This window comes from Neisseria montereyensis (assembly GCF_024834045.1).
Lineage (GTDB): Bacteria > Pseudomonadota > Gammaproteobacteria > Burkholderiales > Neisseriaceae > Neisseria > Neisseria montereyensis.
Window position 1 is genome coordinate 137,692 of record NZ_JANUXW010000003.1, and the last position, 20,662, is coordinate 158,353.

25 protein-coding genes are annotated in these 20,662 nt (G+C 43.6%); 12 read left to right on the forward strand and 13 right to left on the reverse strand.

The window, feature by feature from the left end:
* Positions 1 to 75: 75 nt before the first annotated feature.
* Positions 76 to 981, forward strand: coding sequence for an ABC transporter permease (locus tag NXS09_RS04890; RefSeq protein ID WP_259291442.1), 906 nt, complete (start codon positions 76 to 78; stop codon positions 979 to 981).
* Complete coding sequence (locus tag NXS09_RS04895; protein ID WP_259291443.1) at positions 978 to 1,772, forward strand: ABC transporter ATP-binding protein; 795 nt, start codon at positions 978 to 980, stop codon at positions 1,770 to 1,772. Before NXS09_RS04890 ends, NXS09_RS04895 begins: the two co-directional genes overlap by 4 nt.
* Before the next feature lie 120 nt (positions 1,773 to 1,892).
* Here NXS09_RS04895 and NXS09_RS04900 read toward each other — a convergent pair whose 3' ends face one another.
* The gene (locus tag NXS09_RS04900) at positions 1,893 to 3,341 is read right to left on the reverse strand and encodes a calcium-binding protein (RefSeq protein WP_259291444.1); all 1,449 of its coding nucleotides are present in this window, start codon (positions 3,339 to 3,341) and stop codon (positions 1,893 to 1,895) included.
* 556 nt (positions 3,342 to 3,897) lie between these two features.
* A complete protein-coding gene (locus tag NXS09_RS04905) occupies positions 3,898 to 4,704 on the reverse strand; it encodes an outer membrane protein assembly factor BamD (protein ID WP_259291445.1) in 807 nt (268 codons plus the stop codon).
* On the opposite strand from NXS09_RS04905, the gene rluD reads away from it, so the two are divergent.
* Positions 4,703 to 5,818: a 23S rRNA pseudouridine(1911/1915/1917) synthase RluD gene (gene rluD, locus NXS09_RS04910; protein ID WP_259291446.1), complete on the forward strand. Its 1,116-nt coding sequence runs from the start codon at positions 4,703 to 4,705 to the stop codon at positions 5,816 to 5,818. The two genes, NXS09_RS04905 and rluD, sit on opposite strands and share 2 nt — an antisense overlap.
* Positions 5,819 to 5,841: 23 nt before the next feature.
* Here the strand turns inward: rluD and crcB are convergent, their stop codons facing one another.
* Together crcB and purE are read right to left on the reverse strand one after the other, a co-directional pair.
* Positions 5,842 to 6,219 (reverse strand): fluoride efflux transporter CrcB, encoded by a 378-nt coding sequence (gene crcB / locus NXS09_RS04915; RefSeq protein ID WP_259291447.1) that lies wholly within the window; start codon positions 6,217 to 6,219, stop codon positions 5,842 to 5,844.
* A 56-nt stretch (positions 6,220 to 6,275) separates the two neighbouring features.
* Positions 6,276 to 6,764 carry a 5-(carboxyamino)imidazole ribonucleotide mutase gene (gene purE / locus NXS09_RS04920; RefSeq protein ID WP_259291448.1) on the reverse strand — a complete coding sequence of 163 codons (489 nt, stop codon included), beginning with the start codon at positions 6,762 to 6,764 and terminating at the stop codon, positions 6,276 to 6,278.
* Positions 6,765 to 6,831: 67 nt separating this feature from the next.
* Here purE and NXS09_RS04925 point away from each other — a divergent pair, with 67 nt between their 5' ends.
* Positions 6,832 to 7,014 carry a hypothetical protein gene (locus NXS09_RS04925; protein ID WP_259291449.1) on the forward strand — a complete coding sequence of 61 codons (183 nt, stop codon included), beginning with the start codon at positions 6,832 to 6,834 and terminating at the stop codon, positions 7,012 to 7,014.
* Here the strand turns inward: NXS09_RS04925 and NXS09_RS04930 are convergent.
* The 4 genes from NXS09_RS04930 to NXS09_RS04945 form a co-directional block, all read right to left on the reverse strand.
* On the reverse strand, positions 6,997 to 7,695 hold the full coding sequence (locus NXS09_RS04930; protein ID WP_259291450.1) for a tetratricopeptide repeat protein: 699 nt from the start codon (positions 7,693 to 7,695) through the stop codon (positions 6,997 to 6,999). The genes NXS09_RS04925 and NXS09_RS04930 overlap by 18 nt on opposite strands.
* 14 nt (positions 7,696 to 7,709) lie before the next feature.
* Entirely contained in the window at positions 7,710 to 8,378 is a 669-nt protein-coding gene (locus NXS09_RS04935) for a class I SAM-dependent methyltransferase (RefSeq protein WP_259291451.1), read from the reverse strand.
* Positions 8,379 to 8,405: 27 nt separating this feature from the next.
* Positions 8,406 to 8,591: a DUF3460 family protein gene (locus tag NXS09_RS04940; protein ID WP_259291452.1), complete on the reverse strand. Its 186-nt coding sequence runs from the start codon at positions 8,589 to 8,591 to the stop codon at positions 8,406 to 8,408.
* 124 nt (positions 8,592 to 8,715) lie between these two features.
* Positions 8,716 to 9,705, reverse strand: a complete 990-nt coding sequence (locus NXS09_RS04945) for an asparaginase (protein ID WP_259291453.1) — start codon at positions 9,703 to 9,705, stop codon at positions 8,716 to 8,718.
* 1,103 nt (positions 9,706 to 10,808) lie between these two features.
* On the opposite strand from NXS09_RS04945, the gene NXS09_RS04950 reads away from it, so the two are divergent.
* The 3 genes from NXS09_RS04950 to NXS09_RS04960 all read left to right on the forward strand — a co-directional run bounded on the left by NXS09_RS04950 (position 10,809) and on the right by NXS09_RS04960 (position 12,584).
* Complete coding sequence (locus tag NXS09_RS04950; protein WP_259291454.1) at positions 10,809 to 11,198, forward strand: hypothetical protein; 390 nt, start codon at positions 10,809 to 10,811, stop codon at positions 11,196 to 11,198.
* Between the two features lie 95 nt (positions 11,199 to 11,293).
* Entirely contained in the window at positions 11,294 to 11,650 is a 357-nt protein-coding gene (locus NXS09_RS04955) for a hypothetical protein (protein ID WP_259291455.1), read from the forward strand.
* A 40-nt stretch (positions 11,651 to 11,690) separates the two neighbouring features.
* Complete coding sequence (locus NXS09_RS04960) at positions 11,691 to 12,584, forward strand: hypothetical protein (RefSeq protein ID WP_259291456.1); 894 nt, start codon at positions 11,691 to 11,693, stop codon at positions 12,582 to 12,584.
* A 229-nt stretch (positions 12,585 to 12,813) separates the two neighbouring features.
* Here the strand turns inward: NXS09_RS04960 and NXS09_RS04965 are convergent, their stop codons facing one another.
* Complete coding sequence (locus NXS09_RS04965; RefSeq protein WP_259291457.1) at positions 12,814 to 13,059, reverse strand: DUF2789 domain-containing protein; 246 nt, start codon at positions 13,057 to 13,059, stop codon at positions 12,814 to 12,816.
* Between the two features lie 597 nt (positions 13,060 to 13,656).
* On the opposite strand from NXS09_RS04965, the gene NXS09_RS04970 reads away from it, so the two are divergent.
* Positions 13,657 to 14,181, forward strand: coding sequence for a hypothetical protein (locus NXS09_RS04970; protein WP_259291458.1), 525 nt, complete (start codon positions 13,657 to 13,659; stop codon positions 14,179 to 14,181).
* Between the two features lie 65 nt (positions 14,182 to 14,246).
* On the forward strand, positions 14,247 to 15,434 hold the full coding sequence (locus NXS09_RS04975; protein WP_259291459.1) for an acetylornithine/succinyldiaminopimelate transaminase: 1,188 nt from the start codon (positions 14,247 to 14,249) through the stop codon (positions 15,432 to 15,434).
* A 57-nt stretch (positions 15,435 to 15,491) separates the two neighbouring features.
* Here the strand turns inward: NXS09_RS04975 and metW are convergent, their stop codons facing one another.
* On the reverse strand, positions 15,492 to 16,076 hold the full coding sequence (metW, locus tag NXS09_RS04980; RefSeq protein ID WP_259291460.1) for a methionine biosynthesis protein MetW: 585 nt from the start codon (positions 16,074 to 16,076) through the stop codon (positions 15,492 to 15,494).
* Positions 16,073 to 17,215: a homoserine O-succinyltransferase MetX gene (gene metX / locus NXS09_RS04985; protein ID WP_259291461.1), complete on the reverse strand. Its 1,143-nt coding sequence runs from the start codon at positions 17,213 to 17,215 to the stop codon at positions 16,073 to 16,075. Before metX ends, metW begins: the two co-directional genes overlap by 4 nt.
* A gap of 167 nt (positions 17,216 to 17,382) precedes the next feature.
* On the opposite strand from metX, the gene NXS09_RS04990 reads away from it, so the two are divergent.
* Complete coding sequence (locus tag NXS09_RS04990) at positions 17,383 to 17,559, forward strand: protein MIGRI (RefSeq protein WP_434803011.1); 177 nt, start codon at positions 17,383 to 17,385, stop codon at positions 17,557 to 17,559.
* Positions 17,560 to 17,609: 50 nt separating this feature from the next.
* Here NXS09_RS04990 and NXS09_RS04995 read toward each other — a convergent pair whose 3' ends face one another.
* The gene (locus NXS09_RS04995; RefSeq protein WP_259291463.1) at positions 17,610 to 17,984 is read right to left on the reverse strand and encodes a winged helix-turn-helix transcriptional regulator; all 375 of its coding nucleotides are present in this window, start codon (positions 17,982 to 17,984) and stop codon (positions 17,610 to 17,612) included.
* A 183-nt stretch (positions 17,985 to 18,167) separates the two neighbouring features.
* Between NXS09_RS04995 and NXS09_RS05000 the strand changes: the two genes are divergently transcribed.
* Entirely contained in the window at positions 18,168 to 18,401 is a 234-nt protein-coding gene (locus tag NXS09_RS05000; protein ID WP_151051670.1) for a DUF896 domain-containing protein, read from the forward strand.
* A 261-nt stretch (positions 18,402 to 18,662) separates the two neighbouring features.
* Here NXS09_RS05000 and NXS09_RS05005 read toward each other — a convergent pair whose 3' ends face one another.
* Positions 18,663 to 19,010: a hypothetical protein gene (locus NXS09_RS05005; protein WP_259291464.1), complete on the reverse strand. Its 348-nt coding sequence runs from the start codon at positions 19,008 to 19,010 to the stop codon at positions 18,663 to 18,665.
* 301 nt (positions 19,011 to 19,311) lie between these two features.
* Here NXS09_RS05005 and NXS09_RS05010 point away from each other — a divergent pair, with 301 nt between their 5' ends.
* Positions 19,312 to 20,610: a hypothetical protein gene (locus NXS09_RS05010; RefSeq protein ID WP_259291465.1), complete on the forward strand. Its 1,299-nt coding sequence runs from the start codon at positions 19,312 to 19,314 to the stop codon at positions 20,608 to 20,610.
* Positions 20,611 to 20,662: the final 52 nt, after the last annotated feature.

Below are 20,662 nucleotides of genomic sequence, written 5' to 3' on the forward strand. Positions count from 1 at the left end.
CGCTTGGCTTTGATTTTTCAGACGGCCTTTGGTTGTAATCTCTATTTCAATAAAATCAATAAATAGAAAGCTAGTATGAGCTTAATTGCTTTTTTCGGCGGCATTGAAGCAGGCCTGATTTATGCGCTGGTAGCGCTAGGCGTGTTGATTTCTTTCCGCATTCTCGATTTTCCCGATTTAACGGCCGACGGCAGTTTCCCTTTAGGTGCCGTGGTGTTTGCCGTATGTGTGGGTTCGGGTATGAACCCTTGGCTGGCCTGTTTGGCCGGTGCGGCAGCCGGTGCGTGTGCGGGCGTGGTAACGGCATGGCTGAATGTTTCGCTTAAAATTTTGCCGCTCTTGGCCAGTATTTTGGTGATGGTGGCCTTGTATTCGGTGAACCTGCGTATTACCGGCGGTACACCCAATCTACCTCTCATTAACGCGCCGAGCGTGTTTTCTTCTTTTGTGGCAGATGATTACAGCAATCAATTTTGGGTACAGCCCTTGATTATTGCCGGTTTTGTGGTTGTTGCAAAATTATTGTTAGACTGGTTTTTCAATACCAAAACCGGTTTGGCGATGCGTGCAACCGGTGTGAATGCGCGTATGGCCAAATCTCAGGGCGTGGCAACCTCTAAGATGATTGTGTTGGGCATGGCGATTTCAAACGGCCTGATTGCTTTGGGCGGGGCATTATTTGCCCAAACAACGGGCGGAGCCGATTTGGCCAGCGGTATCGGTACTATTGTGATCGGTTTGGCGGCGGTGATTATCGGTGAAAACCTTTTAAGCAGTAAGCGCATTGTTTTCATTACTTTATCGGCCATTATCGGCGCGATTGTCTACCGCTTGCTGATTTCGTTTGCATTGGGCAATGCGTTTTTACAAAGTATCGGCGTGCGACCAACCGATTTAAATCTGATTACTGCCATATTGGTTGTGATTGCTTTGCGTTTGCCAATCATAAAACGTGCTTTAAAGAGGAAACAAACATCATGATGCGCGCAGATAATTTAAAGGTAACATTTAATGCGGGCACGCCGATTGAAAATCCCGCCATGCGCGGTATGAGCCTGCATATTCGTGATGGTGAGTTCGTGACGGTTATCGGGAGTAACGGGGCGGGGAAATCCACATTTCTCAATGCTATCAGCGGCGATTTGATAGTGGATAGCGGTAGTGTTCATATCGATGGGAAAGACGTCACCAAATTACCTGCGCATAAACGTGCCCATCTGGTTGCCCGTGTATTCCAAGATCCGTTGGCCGGAACCTGCGAAGCGCTCAGTATTGAAGAGAATATGGCGCTGGCTTATTCGCGCGGTCGCAAACGGGGTTTGGGCTTTGCATTAAATAAAGATAATCGGGAATTATTCCGCGAAAAGCTTTCGGTTTTGAAACTTGGTTTGGAAAACCGTTTATCAGACCGTATCGGTTTGCTTTCAGGCGGCCAACGGCAGGCAGTCAGCTTATTAATGGCCAGTTTGCAGCCCAGCAAAATCCTACTGCTTGATGAACATACGGCAGCACTCGACCCGAAAACTGCGGCTTTTGTTTTGGAACTGACTGATCAAATCATTCAAGAAAACAAGCTAACCGCTATGATGGTGACGCATTCCATGCGCCAAGCGCTTGATCATGGCAGCCGTACCGTTATGCTGCATCAGGGTAAAGTGGTGTTGGATGTATCCGGTGAACAACGCGCCGGTATGGATGTACCCGATTTACTCAATTTATTTGAGCAAACCCGCGGCGAAAAAGTTACCGATGATGCTTTGTTGTTGGATTGATATATTTTTGTTGTTTAAATAAAAGTGTTTAATAGTGTTATCGGTGTATCCGCCCTATAATATAAACAAGCCGTCTGAAAGTTTCAGACGGCTTGTTTTTAAACCCTGGCAATCAAGTGATTATAAAATACCTTGTGTTTGGGTTTGTTGCTGGATTTGATCTTGTGCCGTCGCTGCATAGGCCGTGCTGTCCACACCGTAGCTACCGATGGCTTTATCGATAGCAGCGCTGTCCCAAGTGGTGTCGCTTTCGGTAAACACAAACTCTTCGATGCGGTAGGCACTGTCTTTAAACCAATTGGCTACGGTGATGCTGTCTTCATCGTTGGCATGGATTTGCAAATCGGTGCCGACACGCGAGAAAGTCAGATCGCTGGCTTTAATGCCTTCGCCGAATTGCAACACATCGGTATTGCTTGTGTCTTGATCATAGTCGCAAATCGTATCGTTGCCATAGCAAAGATCAAAGACATAAGTATCGCAACCGGTGCCGCCGTCCAGATAATCATCGCCTTCACCACCGTCTAAGGTATCGTTACCACCTTTGCCGTACAGCGTATCATCGCCATCCAAACCTTGCAGACAGTTGTCACCGCCATTGCCGGTAATAACGTTGTCAAGGCTGTTGCCTGTACCGTCAAGGTTGTTTAGACCCATCAGAATCAGGTTTTCAACGTTATCGGTCAGGGTGTAGTCGATTTCCGTGCGTACGGTATCAATGCCTTCGCCGGCTTTTTCAATCACCTGATCGCCGGGTTGTTGAACATAATAAATATCATTGCCATCGTTGCCGGCCATAATATCATCACCAAAGCCGCCATTCAGATAGTCATTGCCTTGGCCGCCATACAGTTTATCGTCACCATCTTGTCCGTATAAGGTGTCACCACGGTTATCGCCATAAATAATGTCGTTACCATCGCCGCCATATATAACATCAGGGCCGTCTTCCGCATGGATAACATCATTGTTTTCCGTACCGTATAAGGTGTCTTTTTTATCCGTACCGTGAAGGATGCCTTCTTCATCAGCATGACCTCTGGTTATATTGCCCGGGTTGAGGTCTTTGCTGCCAAAATGGTTGTCGGGGTTTTGATCCGAATCTTTGCAATCATTGCAGTCTTGATCTTCATCGTCCTTAGGGTCGGGCTTAGGATCTGGTTTGGGATCGGGTTTAGGATCGGGTTTAGGATCGGGTTTAGGATCGGGTTTAGGATCGGGTTTAGGATCGGGTTTAGGATCGGGTTTAGGATCGGGCTTAGGATCGGGTTTAGGATCGGGTTTAGGATCGGGTTTAGGATCGGGCTTAGGATCGGGCTTAGGATCCGGTTGAGGATCCGGTTTCGGATAAGGTTTTGCGGGTGGGCAGTCCGGAACAAAAACCTTCACCCCGCAATAGATAACCCATGTACCCTTTCCTCCATGATGGCTATTGGATGAGTGGCCACCCCAACCATAATGGTTGTGGTGGTGGCCATGATGATTGCCGTAGCCATAATGACCATAGCCGCCATAACCACCTTTGCCATAACTATGTGATTGACTATGAGAATAATAACCGTAAGTCATAATTTGACACTCCCAAAAGTAAGATTTATTGTGAAATACCATGCCATCGTAATTAACTATTATTCATAAAATGAAAATAGCATAAGTACCTGATGGAATTGGTGTTTTTATTCTAATTTATATCAATTCAAGAGTGATTGTTTTTATTTAAGTGGGATTATTTTAAGCCAAATGGCAATGTGATAATATATGTGAATATTACATTTAGATGATAATGATTTTGAAAAATAACAATAAACAGAATGAAAAAATATGACTTCTAAAAGCAATATTTGATGATGAAAGAAGATGACAGGAGGAAAGATTAAATTCAGAAACATTATAAAAATATGATAGAGATATTAAAAAAGGATTAGCCATTTCATCATAACCATAAGTATTTTAGGCCGTCTGAAATCTTTCAGATGGCCTAAAATATATGAGATAACAGATTATTTATATTCATAAACCCATTTCAAAAGTTATTTAATGGTGAGCCTTATGTAAATAAAAAAACACTGAATTTGCATATAAATTCAGTGTTTGTAGATTTCATTATTTCATAGCCTTTGGATGTTTATTTCCAATAACGCCACCATGGGATACTAGTGTTTTCCCATTTATTTTGCAGATAGGGGCTATTAGGGAAGTTTTGTGCCAAAATCCGGCGGGTATCATCAGCCAACTGAGGTTTATTCAGTTTGCGATAAGAAGCTTCCATAATCGCCAGTGATTCTTCAACAAAGCGGGTATTCTGATAACGCTCGACAATTTTTTGAGCGCGGTTGGCGGCTGCCAGATAAGCACCGCGGTTCATATAGTATCGTGCAATGGCTATTTCATTACCACCCAAAGCATCTACCAGTTTGGTCATGCGTTCGGTTGCATCCGGTGTGTATCGGCTGTTTGGGTAAAGCTCGATTAATTGTGAGAATGCCTGATAGGCATCACGGTTGGCCTTCGGATCGCGATCCGACCAATCTTGAGAAGCCAATTTGTTTAAGAAAGACTGATCTTCATTAAATAAAATCAAACCCTTAAGATATAAGGCATAATCCATATTGGGGTGTTGCGGATGGATACGTTGGAAACGCTGAACGGCAGCGAGTGCTTTTTCCGGCTCGTCGTCTTTATAATAGGCGTAGGCAGTATCAAGTTGGGCTTGTTGGGCATAGCGACCGTTAGGGAAGCGGGATTCCAAAATTTCGTATAACTTGATGGCTCGCGTATAATTGTTACTGTTGAGCTCGTCGTGCGCCTCGGCATACAGTCTTTCAACTGTCCAATCCTGAGTGATTTGCGCGTCTTTATCAATTGTGCCATTGGTGCCGGCGCAGCCGGCCAATGCCAAACCTAATGAGATTACTAAAAGAATTTTTTTCATGCAGAATATTTCCTTTGACAACGAAACCGATTATAACGATGATTTGCCATTTGCGGCAGCCCCAAATGCAGAAACTTGCATTAATTTAACTGTTCCCCTCGATTTGGCGGGTATGCGCTTGGATGCGGCACTGGCCAAATTGCTGCCCGATTATTCGCGCAGCCGTTTAACCGCTTGGATAAAAGAAGGCGCGGTTACGGTAAATGAAAAAACCGCCCAACCGAAAGATAAACTGATAGGCGGTGAATATCTTGCGGTAACGGTGCGTCCGAGTGAAGAAAATTTAGCGTTCACGCCGGAAGCTATGGATTTGGATATCGTTTATGAAGACGATACCGTTATTGTTTTAAACAAACCCGCCGGTTTGGTGGTTCATCCGGCTGCCGGCAATTGGACCGGCACCTTGCTCAACGGCCTATTGGCTCATGCCCCCGAATTAAGCCAGATTCCGCGTGCCGGTATTGTGCATCGTTTGGATAAAGACACCAGCGGTTTAATGGTGGTGGCTAAAACATTACCCGCACAAAATTCTTTGGTGCAACAACTTCAAGAGCGTACGGTTAAACGTATTTATCGTGCGGTTGCCGACGGAATTGTGCCTTTCGACGGTAAAATCGAAACCCTAATCGGCCGTGATCCGCACAACCGCCTGAAAATGGCGGTGGTTAAATTCGGCGGCAAACCGGCGATTACCCATGTGAAAGTGCTGGAACGTTATGCGGCACACAGCTATATCGAATGTACTTTGGAAACTGGGCGTACCCATCAAATCCGTGTTCACATGCGCGAAGCCAATCATCCTTTGGCCGGCGATCCGGTTTACGGAAATCCGCGCCATCCTTGTGCGGATAATATCAAAGAAGCCGTCCGTAATTTAAACCGGCAGGCACTTCATGCTTATCGTTTGAGTTTTATTCATCCGGTTACTCAAGAAACCGTATCATTTGAAGCACCTATTCCGGCCGATATGTATCACTTGTTATCGTTATTGCGCCTTGAAGCCGGTTTGGACTCTTCTTTAAGCCATGAAGACGAATGGCATGAGAAAAATCAACATGACGACGACTGGGACGATGATGATTACGATGTGGAAGTGATTTATGTACGCAATTAGTACAGCGTTGTGTTTAACCTTTCTTAACGGAATAGTTGAACGGTTTCTATGCCGAGAAACGTTAAAAACAATGAACCGAACAGGTGTAGTGAGGCGGTAGCCACTGCCGCCGCCCAGCGTTGTTCCTGCAACATGCCGATAATTTCTAAAGAAAAACCGGAAAAGGTAGTTAGGCTGCCGAGAAATCCGGTAATCAACAGCAGGCGCCAATTCGGGCCGAAATGCGGAAAAGATTCCAGCAGTGAGGCTATCAGCCCGATAAGGTAAGCCCCCGTCCAGTTTGCTACCAAAGTACCGAGTGCCAACCATGCCGATGTGCCGGCAAACCATACGCTGAAAGCATGCCGGAATAGGGCGCCGAATGCGGCACCGACAATAATGGCGAAAAAGTTGGCAGGCATGAATCTATCCTTAAATTGAGGCCGTCTGAAAACGACAGACATTCGACCGATATGGTTTATTCAATTTCAGGCAAATCCATAGCCAGTACGACTTGTTCCTGCTTGAGTCGGAATTCTACTAATTTTCTGGCCAATTCATGGTTTTCATTGGCCAACATGGAAATGGCAAATAAAGCGGCATTGGCAGCTCCGGCTTCGCCGATGGCAAAAGTGGCCACGGGTACGCCTTTGGGCATTTGAACAATGGAAAGCAAAGAATCTTCACCGCTCAGATATTTACTGGGAACGGGTACACCCAATACCGGAACGGTGGTTTTAGCTGCAACCATGCCGGGCAGATGGGCGGCACCGCCCGCACCGGCAATAATGGCTTTTAAGCCGCGCTCGTGGGCGGTTTCGGCATATTCAAACATCAGATTCGGCGTACGGTGGGCGGAAACGACACGGGTTTCAAAAGCCACACCGAATTCTTTTAAAAATTGTGCGGCATGGCGCATCACCGGCCAATCGCTGTTGCTGCCCATAATAATGCCTACTTGTATCATATGTTTTCTTTCTTCCCTGAATTAATAAATGGTTTGATAAGCATGGTAATGGAAATGAGCGGGAATTATGCCGCACTCTTTTCCAATATTCTCTACTTATTCTGAAACTTTTCTAACCATAATGGCTTTAAACGGATTTTGCCATATTTTAAGCGGTATGGTTATCTTTATGTTTTCAGACGGCCTTCATATGAATAACAGGCCGTCTGAAAATAACTTACTTGCCGCAGCGTTAACGCCGTTTTTGTAATCGGGCATATGCGCGTTTTGCCGCAGGGCTGTCGGGATAGCTGTGAATCAGTTTGCGCCAAGTGTCGCGGGCGATGTCTTGCTGTTGCATTTGGTATTGGCAGGAACCGACGCTGAATAGGGCTTCGGCGGCTTGATTGGTACTGCGGAAGCGGACGGCGAAGCGGCGGCCGATATTAATCACCGATTCGCAATTTCCCAAACGTTGATGGCTTTGCATTAACAGATACATACTGTTACGGTCGTTATCGCTACCGCTGCCGCCGCTGTCGGCGCCCTTGAGGAGTTCGGCGGCAGCGGCATAATTACCACTACGGTATTTTTTTAAAGCTTCGCTATATGTATTACTGCTTGGTGGTGCGGACTCTTCGGATGCGCTAGGGCTGTTTGCCGTCATATCGGAAGCGGCGGCAAGAGGTTGTGGCGAACGGGTACTGCGGCTGGATACCGGCCGCCGCTCAAGTTGGCGGATGCGGGTTTCCAGTGTTTCGATATGTTGTTCCAAGCGGGTGATTTCAACGCCTAATTGATGGATTTGCGACTGCATATCCGGTTCCGGATAAGGGATGGCGTTATCGGCCGACACATCTTCAATAGGACGCGGTGCCGTATCGGGTGTGATATTGGCACAGGCATTTAAGATTAATATACCGGTAAGCAGGGCGGGAATACGGATATTCATGATTGTCCTCGCAGTTATTTTTTTAACAGGAGTGTCAGGCCGTCGCCTAAGGGTAGGGTAATCGGAATGATTCGGTTATCATTCGGCAGATTGCGGTTAAACGTTTGTAAAACAGCATGGGCGGGCGGGCTGTCTGAACCTAAAGGCTGCATAACACGGCCGCCAAGTAAAATATTGTCGATAGCGATAATACCGCCGCTGCGTACCAATTGTAGGCAGCGTTCGTAATATTGCGGTGTGGGTGGTTTGTCGGCATCTATAAGTGCGATGTCGTAGGTTTCCGATTGTCCGTTACGGATTAAGTCGTCTAATGTAAGTAGGGCAGGTTGTAGATGTAGGGTGATTTTATCTGCCACACCTGCCGCCTGCCATGTTTCGCGTGCAATATCGGTAAAGGTAACATTAATATCGCAGGCGGTTACGGTACCGTGCGGTGGCAAAGCCAATGCCATAGCGGTGCTGCTATATCCGGTAAATACGCCGATTTCAAGATAGCGCTCGGCACGGATAAGACGTGCCAGCCATGTCAACATTGCCGCCTGTGCCGGTGCGATGGCCATTTTGCCCAAGCGATGGTTTGCCGTGCGGTTGCGCAGTGCGTGTAGCACCGGATGTTCGGGTTCGCCGATATTATTGAGATATTCGGCTAACTGTGGCGGAATGTTGTGTTTATGGGTTGCCATGGCTTAAAAATAGGCCGTCTGAAATAATCAGTCGGGTTGGTAGGCATAAGGCTTCTTAGGCAGCTTGGCAGCCTGATAACCTGCTTCTTCTTCGGGATTGAGTTCGACATCCCATAAAATACCTCGGTTTTTTAAGCGTTGTTTGGCTTCTTCGGGGTGTTTCTCTAAATAATCTTCGAGAAATTGAGTGGCATCGGATTTGTAGTCGTACATGATTGTGTCCTTATTTTTCTTTAGGGTATGGAATACTTCTTTATATTATATAGCAAAAAAACCGAATGATTCTATGAAATAATGCGGTTTTGCCGTTGTTAGTAATATGACATGGCAGAATGTTTTAAAACGGTTGTAAGGCGGCAATCTCGGTTTGTAGTTGTTGGGGTGTCCAGTGATTGCTAACGGCCAGTATCAAAAGGGCGGTGGCGGTTTCCAGATTCATTCTGCCGCCATTCACTGCACCCGCTTGCAACAATGCATTGCTTTGGGCATAAACCCGTGCGGCATTGCCTTTGCCGACCTGACTGATATTTAGTACCGGCCGGCCTGATGCGGTAAATTGTTGCACGGCCTGTATCAATTCGGGATATGACGGCGTGTTGCCGTGGCCATAGCTTTGCAGAATGGCGGCATCGGCCTGATTAGGGTTTAGGCCGTCTGAAAATAGTTGTTTGGAAAGGCCGGGAATAAAGGTGTAGCAAGCAATGCGGACATTCGGGTTCAGTTTGAGCGCTAAACCCTGTTGTTGTTTTTCAGACGGCCTGTGGCGGATATGCTGCCAGCCGTTTTCTGGCAACCAACTGCCGGAAATGCCGAAATGGGGGTTATTAAATCCTTCGGGGTCTTCGGTGCTGATTTTGCTACTGCCGACGGCAGGGAACAATTTGCCGTTAAAGGCAATGGAGACTTGTGGTAAAGCGAGATTTAGGGCGGCGACGGCGGTAGCCAGATTAAAAGGCGCATCGCTATCGGGTGCGCCGTAAGGTTGTTGTGCGCCGGTTAGTACGATGGGTTTTTCCAAACTACGCAGAGTCAGGGCTAAAATATTGGCTGTGTAGGCAAGGGTGTCGGTGCCGTGCAAAATCAAAATGCCGTCATAGTTCGGTATATTTTTTTGCAATAATGCCAACCAACTCTGCCAGTTTTCGGGCGTAACGGCGGAAGAGTCAATCAGCGGATCGCAAACGTGCCAGTCGAACGAGAGGCCGTCTGAATGGTTGGCTAGAATTTTACGGGTAATGGCCGTATCGGGAATCAACCCGTGGCCGCTTTCAATCATACCGATTGTTCCGCCTGTATAGAGGACAAAAATTTTCTTCTGTTTATTCATGAAGGGTTCTGCAAAATGAGTTAAATCAATGATGTCTGATTATGGATGTGTTAGGCCGGATAATCAGAAAGGCATGATAATGTATTTTATCCGCTTGAATAAAGGGTTGCTGATGTTTCAGACGGCCTAAGATTGGGTTGCTTATATTGTGGCATAATTTAATTAGGGAAAAGGGTTCTCAAACACGTTGCCGGTCGCTTAGATTTTGTGTACGGGGCGGCTTTTAATTCGTTAGGTTGGTTGATCATCGTATTACTTATTCCCAATAAGTAAGCCGTTGCGTGAGGAGGTGGTAGGCTGGGCTGCCATTATTGTCTTGATTATGGATAAATAAAAAGCCGACTGAAACATCAGCCGGTTTTTTTATTCTATTTTCATTATATCAAAATGAATAAAATTGCTATTTTATAACCAATATTGAATTTGTTTTAACATAAAATTAAATTTATTTTGATTTTGTGTTTTTTTGTTTCAGGAACTTTGTAAAGTTTATTTCTTATAGTCTTATATTCGTTGTTTAAAAATACTTTTTTATAAAAACATATATATATCATATTGTTATTTATTTATTTTATTAAAATGGTTTATTGATTTTTAATTAAATATTAATTAGTTTATTAAAATAAATGCATAATAAATTGAATTTTTTATTCAAAATGAATATAAATTTATAAAAAAATAATTAAAATAAGTTAAATTATGTATTTTAAAAAAATTATAAAAAATAATTTATACATTCGGAATAGTTGATATGCATAAATTTCAATGTAATAATTGAATAACATAATTGATTTGAATATACATATTTTAAATTTTATATAATTATTCATATGTAAATATAAATTTACATATGAATAAGTTCCTGTTGAAATATTTTCCATGATGATGGATTATTTTTTATCGGTAGCTATAATCAATTTGGATTTACAGAAAAGCATTGTAATTTAAATGAATATTGCTTATTCATTTTTATAGGCAGTTGCTTTTTGTAGATTCATGAAATAATTGTGGATTTTTTATCTTTTTGAATTTTGTCTAAGTTTGGATTTTTTAAAATCTATTTTCTTAAGGCATATTTCAATTTCTTTTTAAGGAATATATTTATGAAAAAAATTGCTACTGCTGCATTGGTATTGGCCGGTTTGGGTTTGACTACTTCTGCTTTCGCTGCCGGTTCGTTCAGACAAGGCGTTGCTGTTAACAGCGACACTAAATTGAGCATTGTTGAAGGTGCTAAAAATACTCAAGGTTTGAACGTAGTAAACGGTTCTGCTGTTAAAGTTAAAGATGCAGTACAAGAAGTTGTCAGCAACAAAGATTTGGAACTGAAACTGTCTCACGCTTCTTACAACACTCAAGGTGCCAACGTAGTAATCGGTAACAAAAATACCGACACTATCCGCCAAGCTGCCTACTTCAACAAAGTTGATTTGTCTATCGAAAAAGGCGGTTACAACACTCAAGGCGTTAACATCGTTAACCTGAACAAATAATCATTATTGATTAATATCGGCGGCGGCAGTTTCGATATTTCGGCTGCTGCTCCGATTTCTAATATTATTTATGGTATGAAAGACAGGGGCTTGTGATGAAAAAAATTTCCGGATTAAGCACTTTGTTATCTTTATTGGTTGTCGCATTTCCATTGGTTGCGCAGGCCGAACACCCGGGTTTCCCGGAAATACCTTATACCCATACGATAACCACACCTGCAACGATGATCTATTCGGCACGGGTAAAAACGCAAGAGCCGAGAACGGATGGTTATTATGTTACTGATCCGTACGGTGAGTCTTTTTATGTTGATAATCTCGTAAAACCGAAATGTGTGTTTTATGGTAATTATATCAATATTGATGATAGTGGTAATTTGATAGGTTCTGAAAAAATAAATATTACGACAAAGGCCTATATTGACCAAGTGAATATTAAAGGTTGTTTTTAGTTTTGAATATAAGGCCAAACAAATTTCTTAGGGAACAATAATGATGAAATTTTCTGCTTTAAAGGTATTGGGTTTGACTATGTTGCTTAGCGGATGCGCTTCAAGTACCGTAGATTATGTGTCTACCCGGGCGACACCCGGTTATACCCAATCTTCTTTAGACCAAGCTTTAGACTGTGTCGGACAGGCACTTGAGCGATTTTCACCTGATTCCCCAAGGGTTTCTTTATTCATTGTTTCCAATGTTGCCGATGGAACGGTTCGACAACAAGCTTTATACAGCCCTTTGTCGGATTCCGGTGTATTCCATCTGCGTACGCGTATTCATGCGCTTTTCCCTTCCACATTGGCTAGGGTAATTAAAGAAGAGCCGTTAATTTTGCAGGCAGTAAACGGACCGATAGGGATTAATGCATTCGGTTTGGTTAACACCGATTATCTTCAAGCCTATCAACAAGGTAACTTGGCATCTATCAACTTTGGCCGTAAACAGGCAGGATTACCAGCCGCTTCTTATCTACAATTGGTACCGATAGAAGCGGCATTTACCCGCAATGATCAGGATGATTTTTTCACCGGGGGGCAAGGTTTTAATGCTTCTCAAAGTAGGGCGCGGATTAGAGGTAACCTGGATTATGGAACCAGTAATTCATCCAAGGTTATCAGCTTGGCAGTGAATGTATCCGATCCTTCTACGAATACCATTGCCTATGCAACTTCTTTTGATTTGAAATATTCCGCCAGCCGTAAGCAATTCAGTTTACAGTTAACGGGTACGGAACCGGGTGTCGGTTATTCGTTTTCTTCAGGTGAGATAGAGAGTGTACAAAGTGCCCAGCAAGTATTGCTTGATGCGGCCAGCTTGTGGATTGCCGATTTGTCTTATCCTGAGTTGCAATTAAATAAAACCTGTTACCGTAGTCAGATTTCTTAAAGCAATTTTTAAAAATTAAATATATAAATACATAAAAAAGCGGATAAAATATCCGCTTTTTTATGTATTTGAATCTGATCTATGCTTTAAATAACTGAGATAACCTATTTCAGGCATATAGAAAAGCAATGTCAGATACACGATGAAACCAAAACGTAGTCAGCTTGTGAAATATTGAATGAAAAATATTCTTTATTTCTTTATTAAAACTCGGTTAATTATTTATCTATTAAGAAATATCGGGATCATGTAATAAAGCGTTTAATTCATCGATAACTTCGATCCAAACGGCATCACGCTCCCATTCTTCCCGTAAAAATGCACGTTGTTTATCCGTCCAAAATTTTGCATCAATCAATCTTTCGGAATTATCAAGTTTGTGCTCTTTGATAAACTTTTCGATAGATGCTTCATCATTCGCAAGCCCTAATTGGCTAAATAAATCTGCTATATTGTAATCTGGTTGGCCTAGCATATTAAAAACTCCTTTTGATAAGTTGTATATGATAAGTATTTAAATATATATCATATGGCTAAAATTAAAAATAGAAACAAATTTGCCAATGAAATATATTTTTCAAGTGTTTTAGTATAAACCCCTATATTAAAAGTTGCCTTGCCAGAGGTGTGTTATTGGAAACAATATAGCCAATTTTAGCTTCTAATGTAAAGTTGTTTTTCTATATCATGGCTATTTTTAATTGTTTTATTCTATGGATAATATGGTTTTTGTATATAAAACAAATTTATATTGCATTTGAATAAATATCGGATATATCTGAAATCAAATCGTATTCCAAACAGTTTTTTGAATGGTATTTATCTTTTCTTTTGTAATAATTTAACTTAAAATGAGTAAATAAAAAGTTTCGGACAATGCTTTTATAATATGATTATTTTGGCATTATTTTGCGAATATTCTTAATATATTATTAAATATTTTAGGCCGTCTGAAAAAATCAATCGGTATTTTTATGAAAAATAGCATGTGACAGAAGCAGGCTGTTTGATGATATCTAAAAGTTAATAAATTGAATGCTTGGTTCAAAAAATAAAAAAGGAGGCTTGCCTTATGACTTTAGCTGCAAATCGGTTAAAAATGCGTAGTCATTTCGGTATTTGTTTATTTTTGGCTGTGTTTACGGTTTATGTTCATGCGGATGGGCAAGGGCGCCAAAACAATGAACCGATGGATAATGCGGCTTCGCAAGTGAATAACCAGTTTGAAAAAAAATCTGATGATCCTAATCGTCTTGTGCAGCCCTCGAAGCAGCCCGCATCTGTGAATAAAATATCAAGATATGATAAAAATGCTTCGATACAGGTGAAAGCAAAGCCGGCCGCACCGAATCCTGCGGTAGCCAAAGATAAAGCCAAAGCTTCCGAGCGTGCTTTCAGAAACAAAGTGCAGGAAAATCCGCCTTTTAAAGATCTGGATAAGCTGAGTGCCGACGAGCGTGAAAAAGTATTGAAAAAATCCCTGCCGATGATAGGGCAATATGGCAATATCGATTCTACCGGATTGGGCAGTTATCCACGTTTGGAGGGGGAGGTTTATCGTTCTGACAAGCCTATCATTTATTATATTGAGCAATAAAGCAGGTTTTTTTAACCTTATTGGAAAAGGCCGTCTGAAACCGAATAGATAAAGGACAACCAACCATGCAAAACCACATCACGCCGAATTTTGTGTTTTCCCCAATGATTCCCGATCATGCCAAGGGTAGCCGTGTTTGGGATAGAGAAGGGCGGGAGTATATCGATTTAGCGGGCGGTATTGCCGTGAATGCGTTGGGGCATTGCCATCCTGCATTAGTCGAAGCCCTAACCGAACAAGCCGGAAAGCTTTGGCATGTTTCCAATATCTATACCACCGAGCCTGCTCAAACATTGGCGGCCAAGCTGGCCGAACATACTTTTGCCGATAAAGTTTTCTTTTGTAACTCAGGGGCGGAGGCCAATGAAGCGGCTTTAAAATTGGCGCGAAAATATGCCCGTGATCATTTCGGCGAAGATAAAAACGAAATCATTGCTTGTGTGAACGCTTTTCACGGGCGTACCTTATTTACCGTATCGGTAGGCGGGCAAGCTAAATACAGCCGCGATTTTGCACCGCTGCCGCCCGCGATTACCCATGTTCCGTTTAATGATGCCGAGGCATTGGCAGCGGCTATCTCTGAAAAAACCTGTGCGGTGATTATCGAGCCGATACAAGGCGAAAGCGGTGTGTTACCGGCGGATAGTGCGTTTTTAGAGGCGGCACGCCGTTTGTGCGATCAACATCAGGCGCTGTTGATTTTTGATGAAGTCCAAACCGGTATGGGGCGGACGGCCAAACTGTTTGCATACGAACACTACGAGGTAACGCCCGATATTCTGACCAGCGCGAAAGCTTTAGGCGGCGGATTCCCTATCGGTGCTATGCTGACAACCGATAAAATCGCCCCCAGTTTCGGCCCGGGAACACACGGTACCACTTTCGGCGGCAATCCTTTGGCTTGTGCCGTCGCTAACCGTGCATTCGATATAATTAACAGCCCGGAAACCTTGCAACATGCCGAACAACAGGGGCGTAAATTGCAAGCAGCTTTAACGGCATTGGGTGAAGAAACCGGCGTTTTCCAAGAAGTGCGCGGTATGGGCTTGCTTATCGGTTGTGTGTTGGCCGAACCCTATCGGGATAAGGCAGGCGAATTGATTCAGACGGCCTTAAATCATGGTTTGATGATTTTGGTGGCCGGAAGCAATGTGATTCGGTTTGCCCCCAGTTTGCTGATTGATGATGAAGACTTGAATGAAGGCATGAAGCGGCTACGCGAAGCGTTATTAAGCTGGCGTACGCAAGCATAAACTTAAAGGCCGTCTGAAAACATTTCAGACGGCCTTTTTAATCATGATTTCAATGGTTTATCCGACACGGTAGAAAGCCAAGCTGCCTAAGATATTCGGCAGTAGGTTGACCTGCTTGCCTGCCGTCATCACGGTGCGTTCCAAAACGCGGATTTGGTTTTTTTCACACAAGCGGTCGAAATCTTGCAGGGTACACCAGTGGATATTGGGGGTGTTATACCACTGATAAGGCATGCGTTCGGATACGGGCATATGGCCGAGTAGGGCGATTTGCAAACGGTTGCGCCAATAACCGAAATTGGGAAACGAAACAATGGCCTGTTTGGCAACGCGGGTGAGATCGCGCAGAATGGTTTCGGTGTTTTGCATAGCCTGTATGGTTTGGCTTAATACCAAAATATCGAAGCTATTATCGTCGAAATCTTGCAAGCCTTGTTCCAAATCGGCCTGAATCACGTTAACACCGCGTTCCATAGCGGCAATCACGCCGTCGGTATCGATTTCCACGCCGTAGCCGCTGCAATTTTTGCGGCTGATTAATGCGGAAAGCAGTTCGCCATCGCCGCAGCCTAAGTCTAAAACACGGCTGCCGGATGGAATCCAATCGTAAATCAGTTGTAAGTCATCGCGCAATTGAGTCATTGGCTGCATTCCTTCGCTACATTATTCATATAGGCGCGTACGGCACGGATATAAGGCTCGTCGGTCATGAGAAAAGCATCGTGGCCGTGGGTGGATTCCACTTCGATATATTGAACGTATTTTCCGGCTCGAACCAAATGTTTCACTAGGGCGCGCGAGCGGGCGGGGGCAAAGCGCCAGTCGGTGCTGAAGCTGGCAATAAAGAATTTTGCCTGTACGGTTTTTAAGGCGGCGTTCAAATCATTGTTAAACTCGGCGGCGGGGGCGAAATAGTCTAAAGCTTTGGTCATGCGCAAATAAGTATTGGCATCAAAGCGGTTGGCAAATTTATCGCCCTGATAACGCAGGTAGGATTCTACTTCAAATTCGACGTCATAGCCGTATTGATAGCCTTCGCTCTGCATGCTTCTACCGAATTTTCTGCTCAAACCCTGTTCGGCCAGATAAGTGATGTGGCCCATCATGCGGGCAATGCGTAGCCCGCGATGGGGAATGGTTTGATAGCGGCGGTAGTGCCCGTCGTGGAAATCGGGGTCGGTAATAATGGCTTGGCGGGCGACATCGTTGAATGCGATGTTTTGCGCCGATAAACGGGTGGATGATGCGATAACCAGCGCATGCCGTACGCGGTCGGGGAAATCAATAGTCCATTGCAAAGCCTGCATGCCGCCCAAGCTGCCGCCGACAACAGCCGCCCATTGGCGGATGCCGAAATAGTCGGCCAATAGTGTTTGGCTTTTTACCCAGTCTTTCACGGTAACAATCGGAAAATCGGCGCCGTATTCTTCACCGGTTTCGGGGTTATGGCTTAACGGCCCGGTACTGCCGTGGCAGCCGCCGAGATTATTGAGGCCGACCACGAAAAAACGTTCGGTATCAATCGGTTTGCCGGGGCCGACCATATTGTCCCACCAGCCGGGGTATTTGTCGTCGGGCGAGTGTCTGCCGGCAACGTGGTGATTGCCGGATAGGGCGTGGCAGATTAAAACGGCATTGGATTTTTCTTGATTGAGTGTGCCATAGGTTTCAACCATTAAATCAAAACGCGGCAATGTTTGCCCGTTTTGCAACGCAAACGGTTGCTCAAACGGGATTTTTTGCGGGCTTACAATCCATGTGTCGGTAGTGTGTGTTGTCATTTCTATGGGCGGAAATGTCGGAAAAAAGTTATTATAGCGGCTTGGCCGAAGCTTGTGCTAACCGTTTTCAAGCGGCTGCGGCTATTTTTTTAATAAAATATATTGGCGCGTGAAGTTCGGTATCGGCTTGATGTGGATGATGGGTTTCAGACGGCCGGAGGGCTGATATTATGGGCCGTATTATACGGATTGTTTTTTTTCTTGCTTTAATCGGCTTGATTGCTCACCGCTTGTTTAGCCGTTCTCAGAAACGGGCTTTGCATGAAGTGATTCAAATCAGCGCATGGGTGTGTGTGGCCGCTGCGGTGTTGGCGATATTGTGGCATTGGTTTATCGGGTTTTGAGTTTTTAAAATCAATAAGGCCGTCTGAAACATTTTTTCAGACGGCTTTGTTTATTCATGTTCGGATTCCGGTTGTGTGTTGGCCAATCTATGTTGCATGCATTCGGCAGCATATTCTTCCCCCCATTTATACATGGTTCGGATAACGGGCATGAGGGTGAGGCCGAGTTTGGTGAGCGAATATTCTACTTTAGGCGGTACTTGCGGATAGACTTCTCGATGCACAATACCGTCTTTTTCCAATTCGCGCAGTTGTAAGGTCAGCATCCTTTGGGTGATGGCGGGCATTAGGCGTTGTAGTTCGTTAAAACGGCGGGTTTCAACACTGAGTTGGTAGAGAATCAATACTTTCCATTTGCCGCCGATAATATCCAGTGTGGAAACAACGGGGCCGCAGGGGTCGCCCGGAGGGGTGGTGGTTTTCATCGTTATGCTTCTTTCTGTTTAATTAACAGTATAAAAAATGTATGTACTTGCTAAAAAGTTAGTATTAAGTATAATACACATAAGCAAACAAAAGTATAGTAAATGTAATAAAAGAACTATTAAATATTTGATAAGGCCGTCTGAAATTTTTATCGGGCATACACACCAAGAAAGGAGCGCACTATGCGTATTGCAGAATTAGACCGTATTAACGAACTGGCTCGGAAAGCCAAAACTTCAGGTTTGAGCGAGGCCGAATTATCTGAGCGTGCGGCTTTGCGCCAAGCTTATATCGGCAAAGTGTGCGGACAATTAACCAATATTTTATCGGTGGTAACCGTTGTCGATGTGGAAGGCAATGATGTAACGCCTGATAAATTGCGTCAGGCACAGGCTGCCGGTATGCAGGTGCATTAAATACCCGTCTGATTTACTATGCCTAAGGTCAATATTTTTCATAAACAGTAAGTTTGGCGGGGTGTACCAATCCGAGTAGAATAAAAGCATGTATGCCGGTTGTGCGTTTTATAAACCGGCATACATGCTTTTTAATTTTTGTATAGAAATAAGGTTTTAAATATACTTTTCTAACACTTTGGTTTCTACTATGTCTTTTTATTCTAATTAAACATAAGAAGGAATCTCTAGAAATCTCACTTATAATAGATTTGATAACGACTAGCTATATTGATCAATGATTTCGTTAGCAATCCTCAGAATTTCATTAGAATATCTTTTATCATAAAGTTGAACTGTATTACTTTTACAAAATCGAATTAATGCTGATTTTGTTTCATCGTTCATCATATACTCTGTAAAATCATAACGTGATCTACTGTATAATTTCATTAATGCTATTTTAGCTAAAATGCTTGTTGGCCCTTTTGCTTTAATTAATGAATTTAATCTTTGCGTATCAAAGGTATTCATTTTTAACCACGTTTCAGACATTATTTCTTGTGATTTTTCTTCTGCTGCACTGATTAAACTTTTTCCAACACTAGATAAAATATCAAAGAATCCCATTTTATTTTATTCTCCTTGATTTATAATCATGATCTGGAATAGTAGAAAAAATATGAAGTAAATATGTATCGGGGAGTTATTATAGCGGCTTGGTTGAAGCTTGTGTTGGTTATTTTATAAAATATATTTATGAGTGAAGTCTTGCCTAGCATCTGTTTGATATGAATAATAGGTTTTAGATATTTTTAGGCAGTAAGTTTGGCGGGGTGTACCAATCCGAGTAGAATAAAAGCATGTATGCCGGTTGTGCGTTTTATAAACCGGCATACATGCTTTTTAATTTTTGATAGGAGTTGTGCAGATGAATACAGTAAGTAATTATCAGGAATTATTGGCCGCCGTAATGCGTGGTGATAACGAGATTGTCATCAGCCGTAATATTCGGGCGTTGGGCTCGATTATGTTGGCTCCTGATATGGTATTGCGCGGAAAAGCACAGGAAAACGGCGAGTTGCCGACGGTTACTTTTTCCAATAGCGACGGTGTAGCAGTCACTAAAAACAACCGCATTGCCGACTTAAATATTCAAACCGATGTGAAACATCGTGCTGTTTATAATGTCTTGCAAGAAAAAGATTTAGGCAAATTCGATTTTAATAACCTGACTTTGGTCGGCCAGTTTTCTTTTATTACCCGTGCGGGCACGCAATCTGCAAAACTGAATATTAATAACTTGGATATTGTGGCCTGCGATGCGCGTCATCATCCAGAACAGCCGCAAAAATACGGCGTCAACGTATATCAGGGCGCGTTAACGGTATATAACTTCAACAGCCAAAAAGACAGTCGAATTGATTTAACCATCGATAATATCCGCATCGGTCGCGAACATGCGCCGGTATTGGGTTCGGGCTTGTTTGTTTCCGGTTTCGGTGATGAAGGCGGTCAAGTGGTGGCAGACCGCATTACCACGCAAGCCGTTTATTCAGACGGCCGCCTGCCTTTCGGCGTGCCGGATATTATTACCGCTGCGGTATTTATTGTTTATGGTGCCAAAGTGAAAGAGCTGGTTCACCATGAAAATATCGTCACATACGGCGTAAACGATATGGTCTTGGATACTTGGGGTCATGTTGATAATTGGCTGTCGGAAAAAAATGTTTTGTCATACGGCCCAAGCGGTATCGGCTTTGTCAACTTCGGCACGGTCGGCAATTTTGTGGTGAAAGGCGAAGTGGCGACCTATGGCATGGGCGCACGCGGCTATAACCAATACGACGGCACGGTCGATAATATTGAATTCGGTAGCATTTCCACTTATGGCGACGGTTCTATCGGCATTCAATTGAGCCGTAAAATCGGTAAATTAACCGTACACGGTGATGTCAAAACCTATGGCAGCGAAGGTGATTCATTGGTGAAAGGCGTGGTTCTGCGTTTAAAACCGTTGGCTTTGTCGATTCAGAATGGTGGCGAAGCCGAACAAATCACTATCGGCGGTAATTTGGAAACCTTGGGCGACGGCGTGAGCGCGTTGGACGTGAAAAAAGGCGGTAAAATTCAAGCCATGCAGGTTGGCGGCGAGATTGTGGCCAAAGGCAAGGGTAGCCAACGGTTAGCGATTGAAGAAGGTGCCGAAGTACCGGCAAATATTAAATAAATATTTGATTAATAATATTTAATTATCGGAAAAAGGCGGATGAATATCCGCC

What these genes read in the sequence shown, in the direction of transcription:
- NXS09_RS04890 (WP_259291442.1), top strand. Translation starts at nt 76, where the DNA reads ATGAGCTTAATTGCTTTTTTCGGCGGCATTGAAGCAGGCCTGATTTAT.
- NXS09_RS04895 (WP_259291443.1), top strand. Translation starts at nt 978, where the DNA reads ATGATGCGCGCAGATAATTTAAAGGTAACATTTAATGCGGGCACGCCG.
- NXS09_RS04900 (WP_259291444.1), bottom strand. Translation starts at nt 3,341, where the DNA reads ATGACTTACGGTTATTATTCTCATAGTCAATCACATAGTTATGGCAAA.
- rluD (WP_259291446.1), top strand. Translation starts at nt 4,703, where the DNA reads ATGCAGAATATTTCCTTTGACAACGAAACCGATTATAACGATGATTTG.
- NXS09_RS04905 (WP_259291445.1), bottom strand. Translation starts at nt 4,704, where the DNA reads ATGAAAAAAATTCTTTTAGTAATCTCATTAGGTTTGGCATTGGCCGGC.
- crcB (WP_259291447.1), bottom strand. Translation starts at nt 6,219, where the DNA reads ATGCCTGCCAACTTTTTCGCCATTATTGTCGGTGCCGCATTCGGCGCC.
- purE (WP_259291448.1), bottom strand. Translation starts at nt 6,764, where the DNA reads ATGATACAAGTAGGCATTATTATGGGCAGCAACAGCGATTGGCCGGTG.
- NXS09_RS04925 (WP_259291449.1), top strand. Translation starts at nt 6,832, where the DNA reads ATGCCGCACTCTTTTCCAATATTCTCTACTTATTCTGAAACTTTTCTA.
- NXS09_RS04930 (WP_259291450.1), bottom strand. Translation starts at nt 7,695, where the DNA reads ATGAATATCCGTATTCCCGCCCTGCTTACCGGTATATTAATCTTAAAT.
- NXS09_RS04935 (WP_259291451.1), bottom strand. Translation starts at nt 8,378, where the DNA reads ATGGCAACCCATAAACACAACATTCCGCCACAGTTAGCCGAATATCTC.
- NXS09_RS04940 (WP_259291452.1), bottom strand. Translation starts at nt 8,591, where the DNA reads ATGTACGACTACAAATCCGATGCCACTCAATTTCTCGAAGATTATTTA.
- NXS09_RS04945 (WP_259291453.1), bottom strand. Translation starts at nt 9,705, where the DNA reads ATGAATAAACAGAAGAAAATTTTTGTCCTCTATACAGGCGGAACAATC.
- NXS09_RS04950 (WP_259291454.1), top strand. Translation starts at nt 10,809, where the DNA reads ATGAAAAAAATTGCTACTGCTGCATTGGTATTGGCCGGTTTGGGTTTG.
- NXS09_RS04955 (WP_259291455.1), top strand. Translation starts at nt 11,294, where the DNA reads ATGAAAAAAATTTCCGGATTAAGCACTTTGTTATCTTTATTGGTTGTC.
- NXS09_RS04960 (WP_259291456.1), top strand. Translation starts at nt 11,691, where the DNA reads ATGATGAAATTTTCTGCTTTAAAGGTATTGGGTTTGACTATGTTGCTT.
- NXS09_RS04965 (WP_259291457.1), bottom strand. Translation starts at nt 13,059, where the DNA reads ATGCTAGGCCAACCAGATTACAATATAGCAGATTTATTTAGCCAATTA.
- NXS09_RS04970 (WP_259291458.1), top strand. Translation starts at nt 13,657, where the DNA reads ATGACTTTAGCTGCAAATCGGTTAAAAATGCGTAGTCATTTCGGTATT.
- NXS09_RS04975 (WP_259291459.1), top strand. Translation starts at nt 14,247, where the DNA reads ATGCAAAACCACATCACGCCGAATTTTGTGTTTTCCCCAATGATTCCC.
- metW (WP_259291460.1), bottom strand. Translation starts at nt 16,076, where the DNA reads ATGACTCAATTGCGCGATGACTTACAACTGATTTACGATTGGATTCCA.
- metX (WP_259291461.1), bottom strand. Translation starts at nt 17,215, where the DNA reads ATGACAACACACACTACCGACACATGGATTGTAAGCCCGCAAAAAATC.
- NXS09_RS04995 (WP_259291463.1), bottom strand. Translation starts at nt 17,984, where the DNA reads ATGAAAACCACCACCCCTCCGGGCGACCCCTGCGGCCCCGTTGTTTCC.
- NXS09_RS05000 (WP_151051670.1), top strand. Translation starts at nt 18,168, where the DNA reads ATGCGTATTGCAGAATTAGACCGTATTAACGAACTGGCTCGGAAAGCC.
- NXS09_RS05005 (WP_259291464.1), bottom strand. Translation starts at nt 19,010, where the DNA reads ATGGGATTCTTTGATATTTTATCTAGTGTTGGAAAAAGTTTAATCAGT.
- NXS09_RS05010 (WP_259291465.1), top strand. Translation starts at nt 19,312, where the DNA reads ATGAATACAGTAAGTAATTATCAGGAATTATTGGCCGCCGTAATGCGT.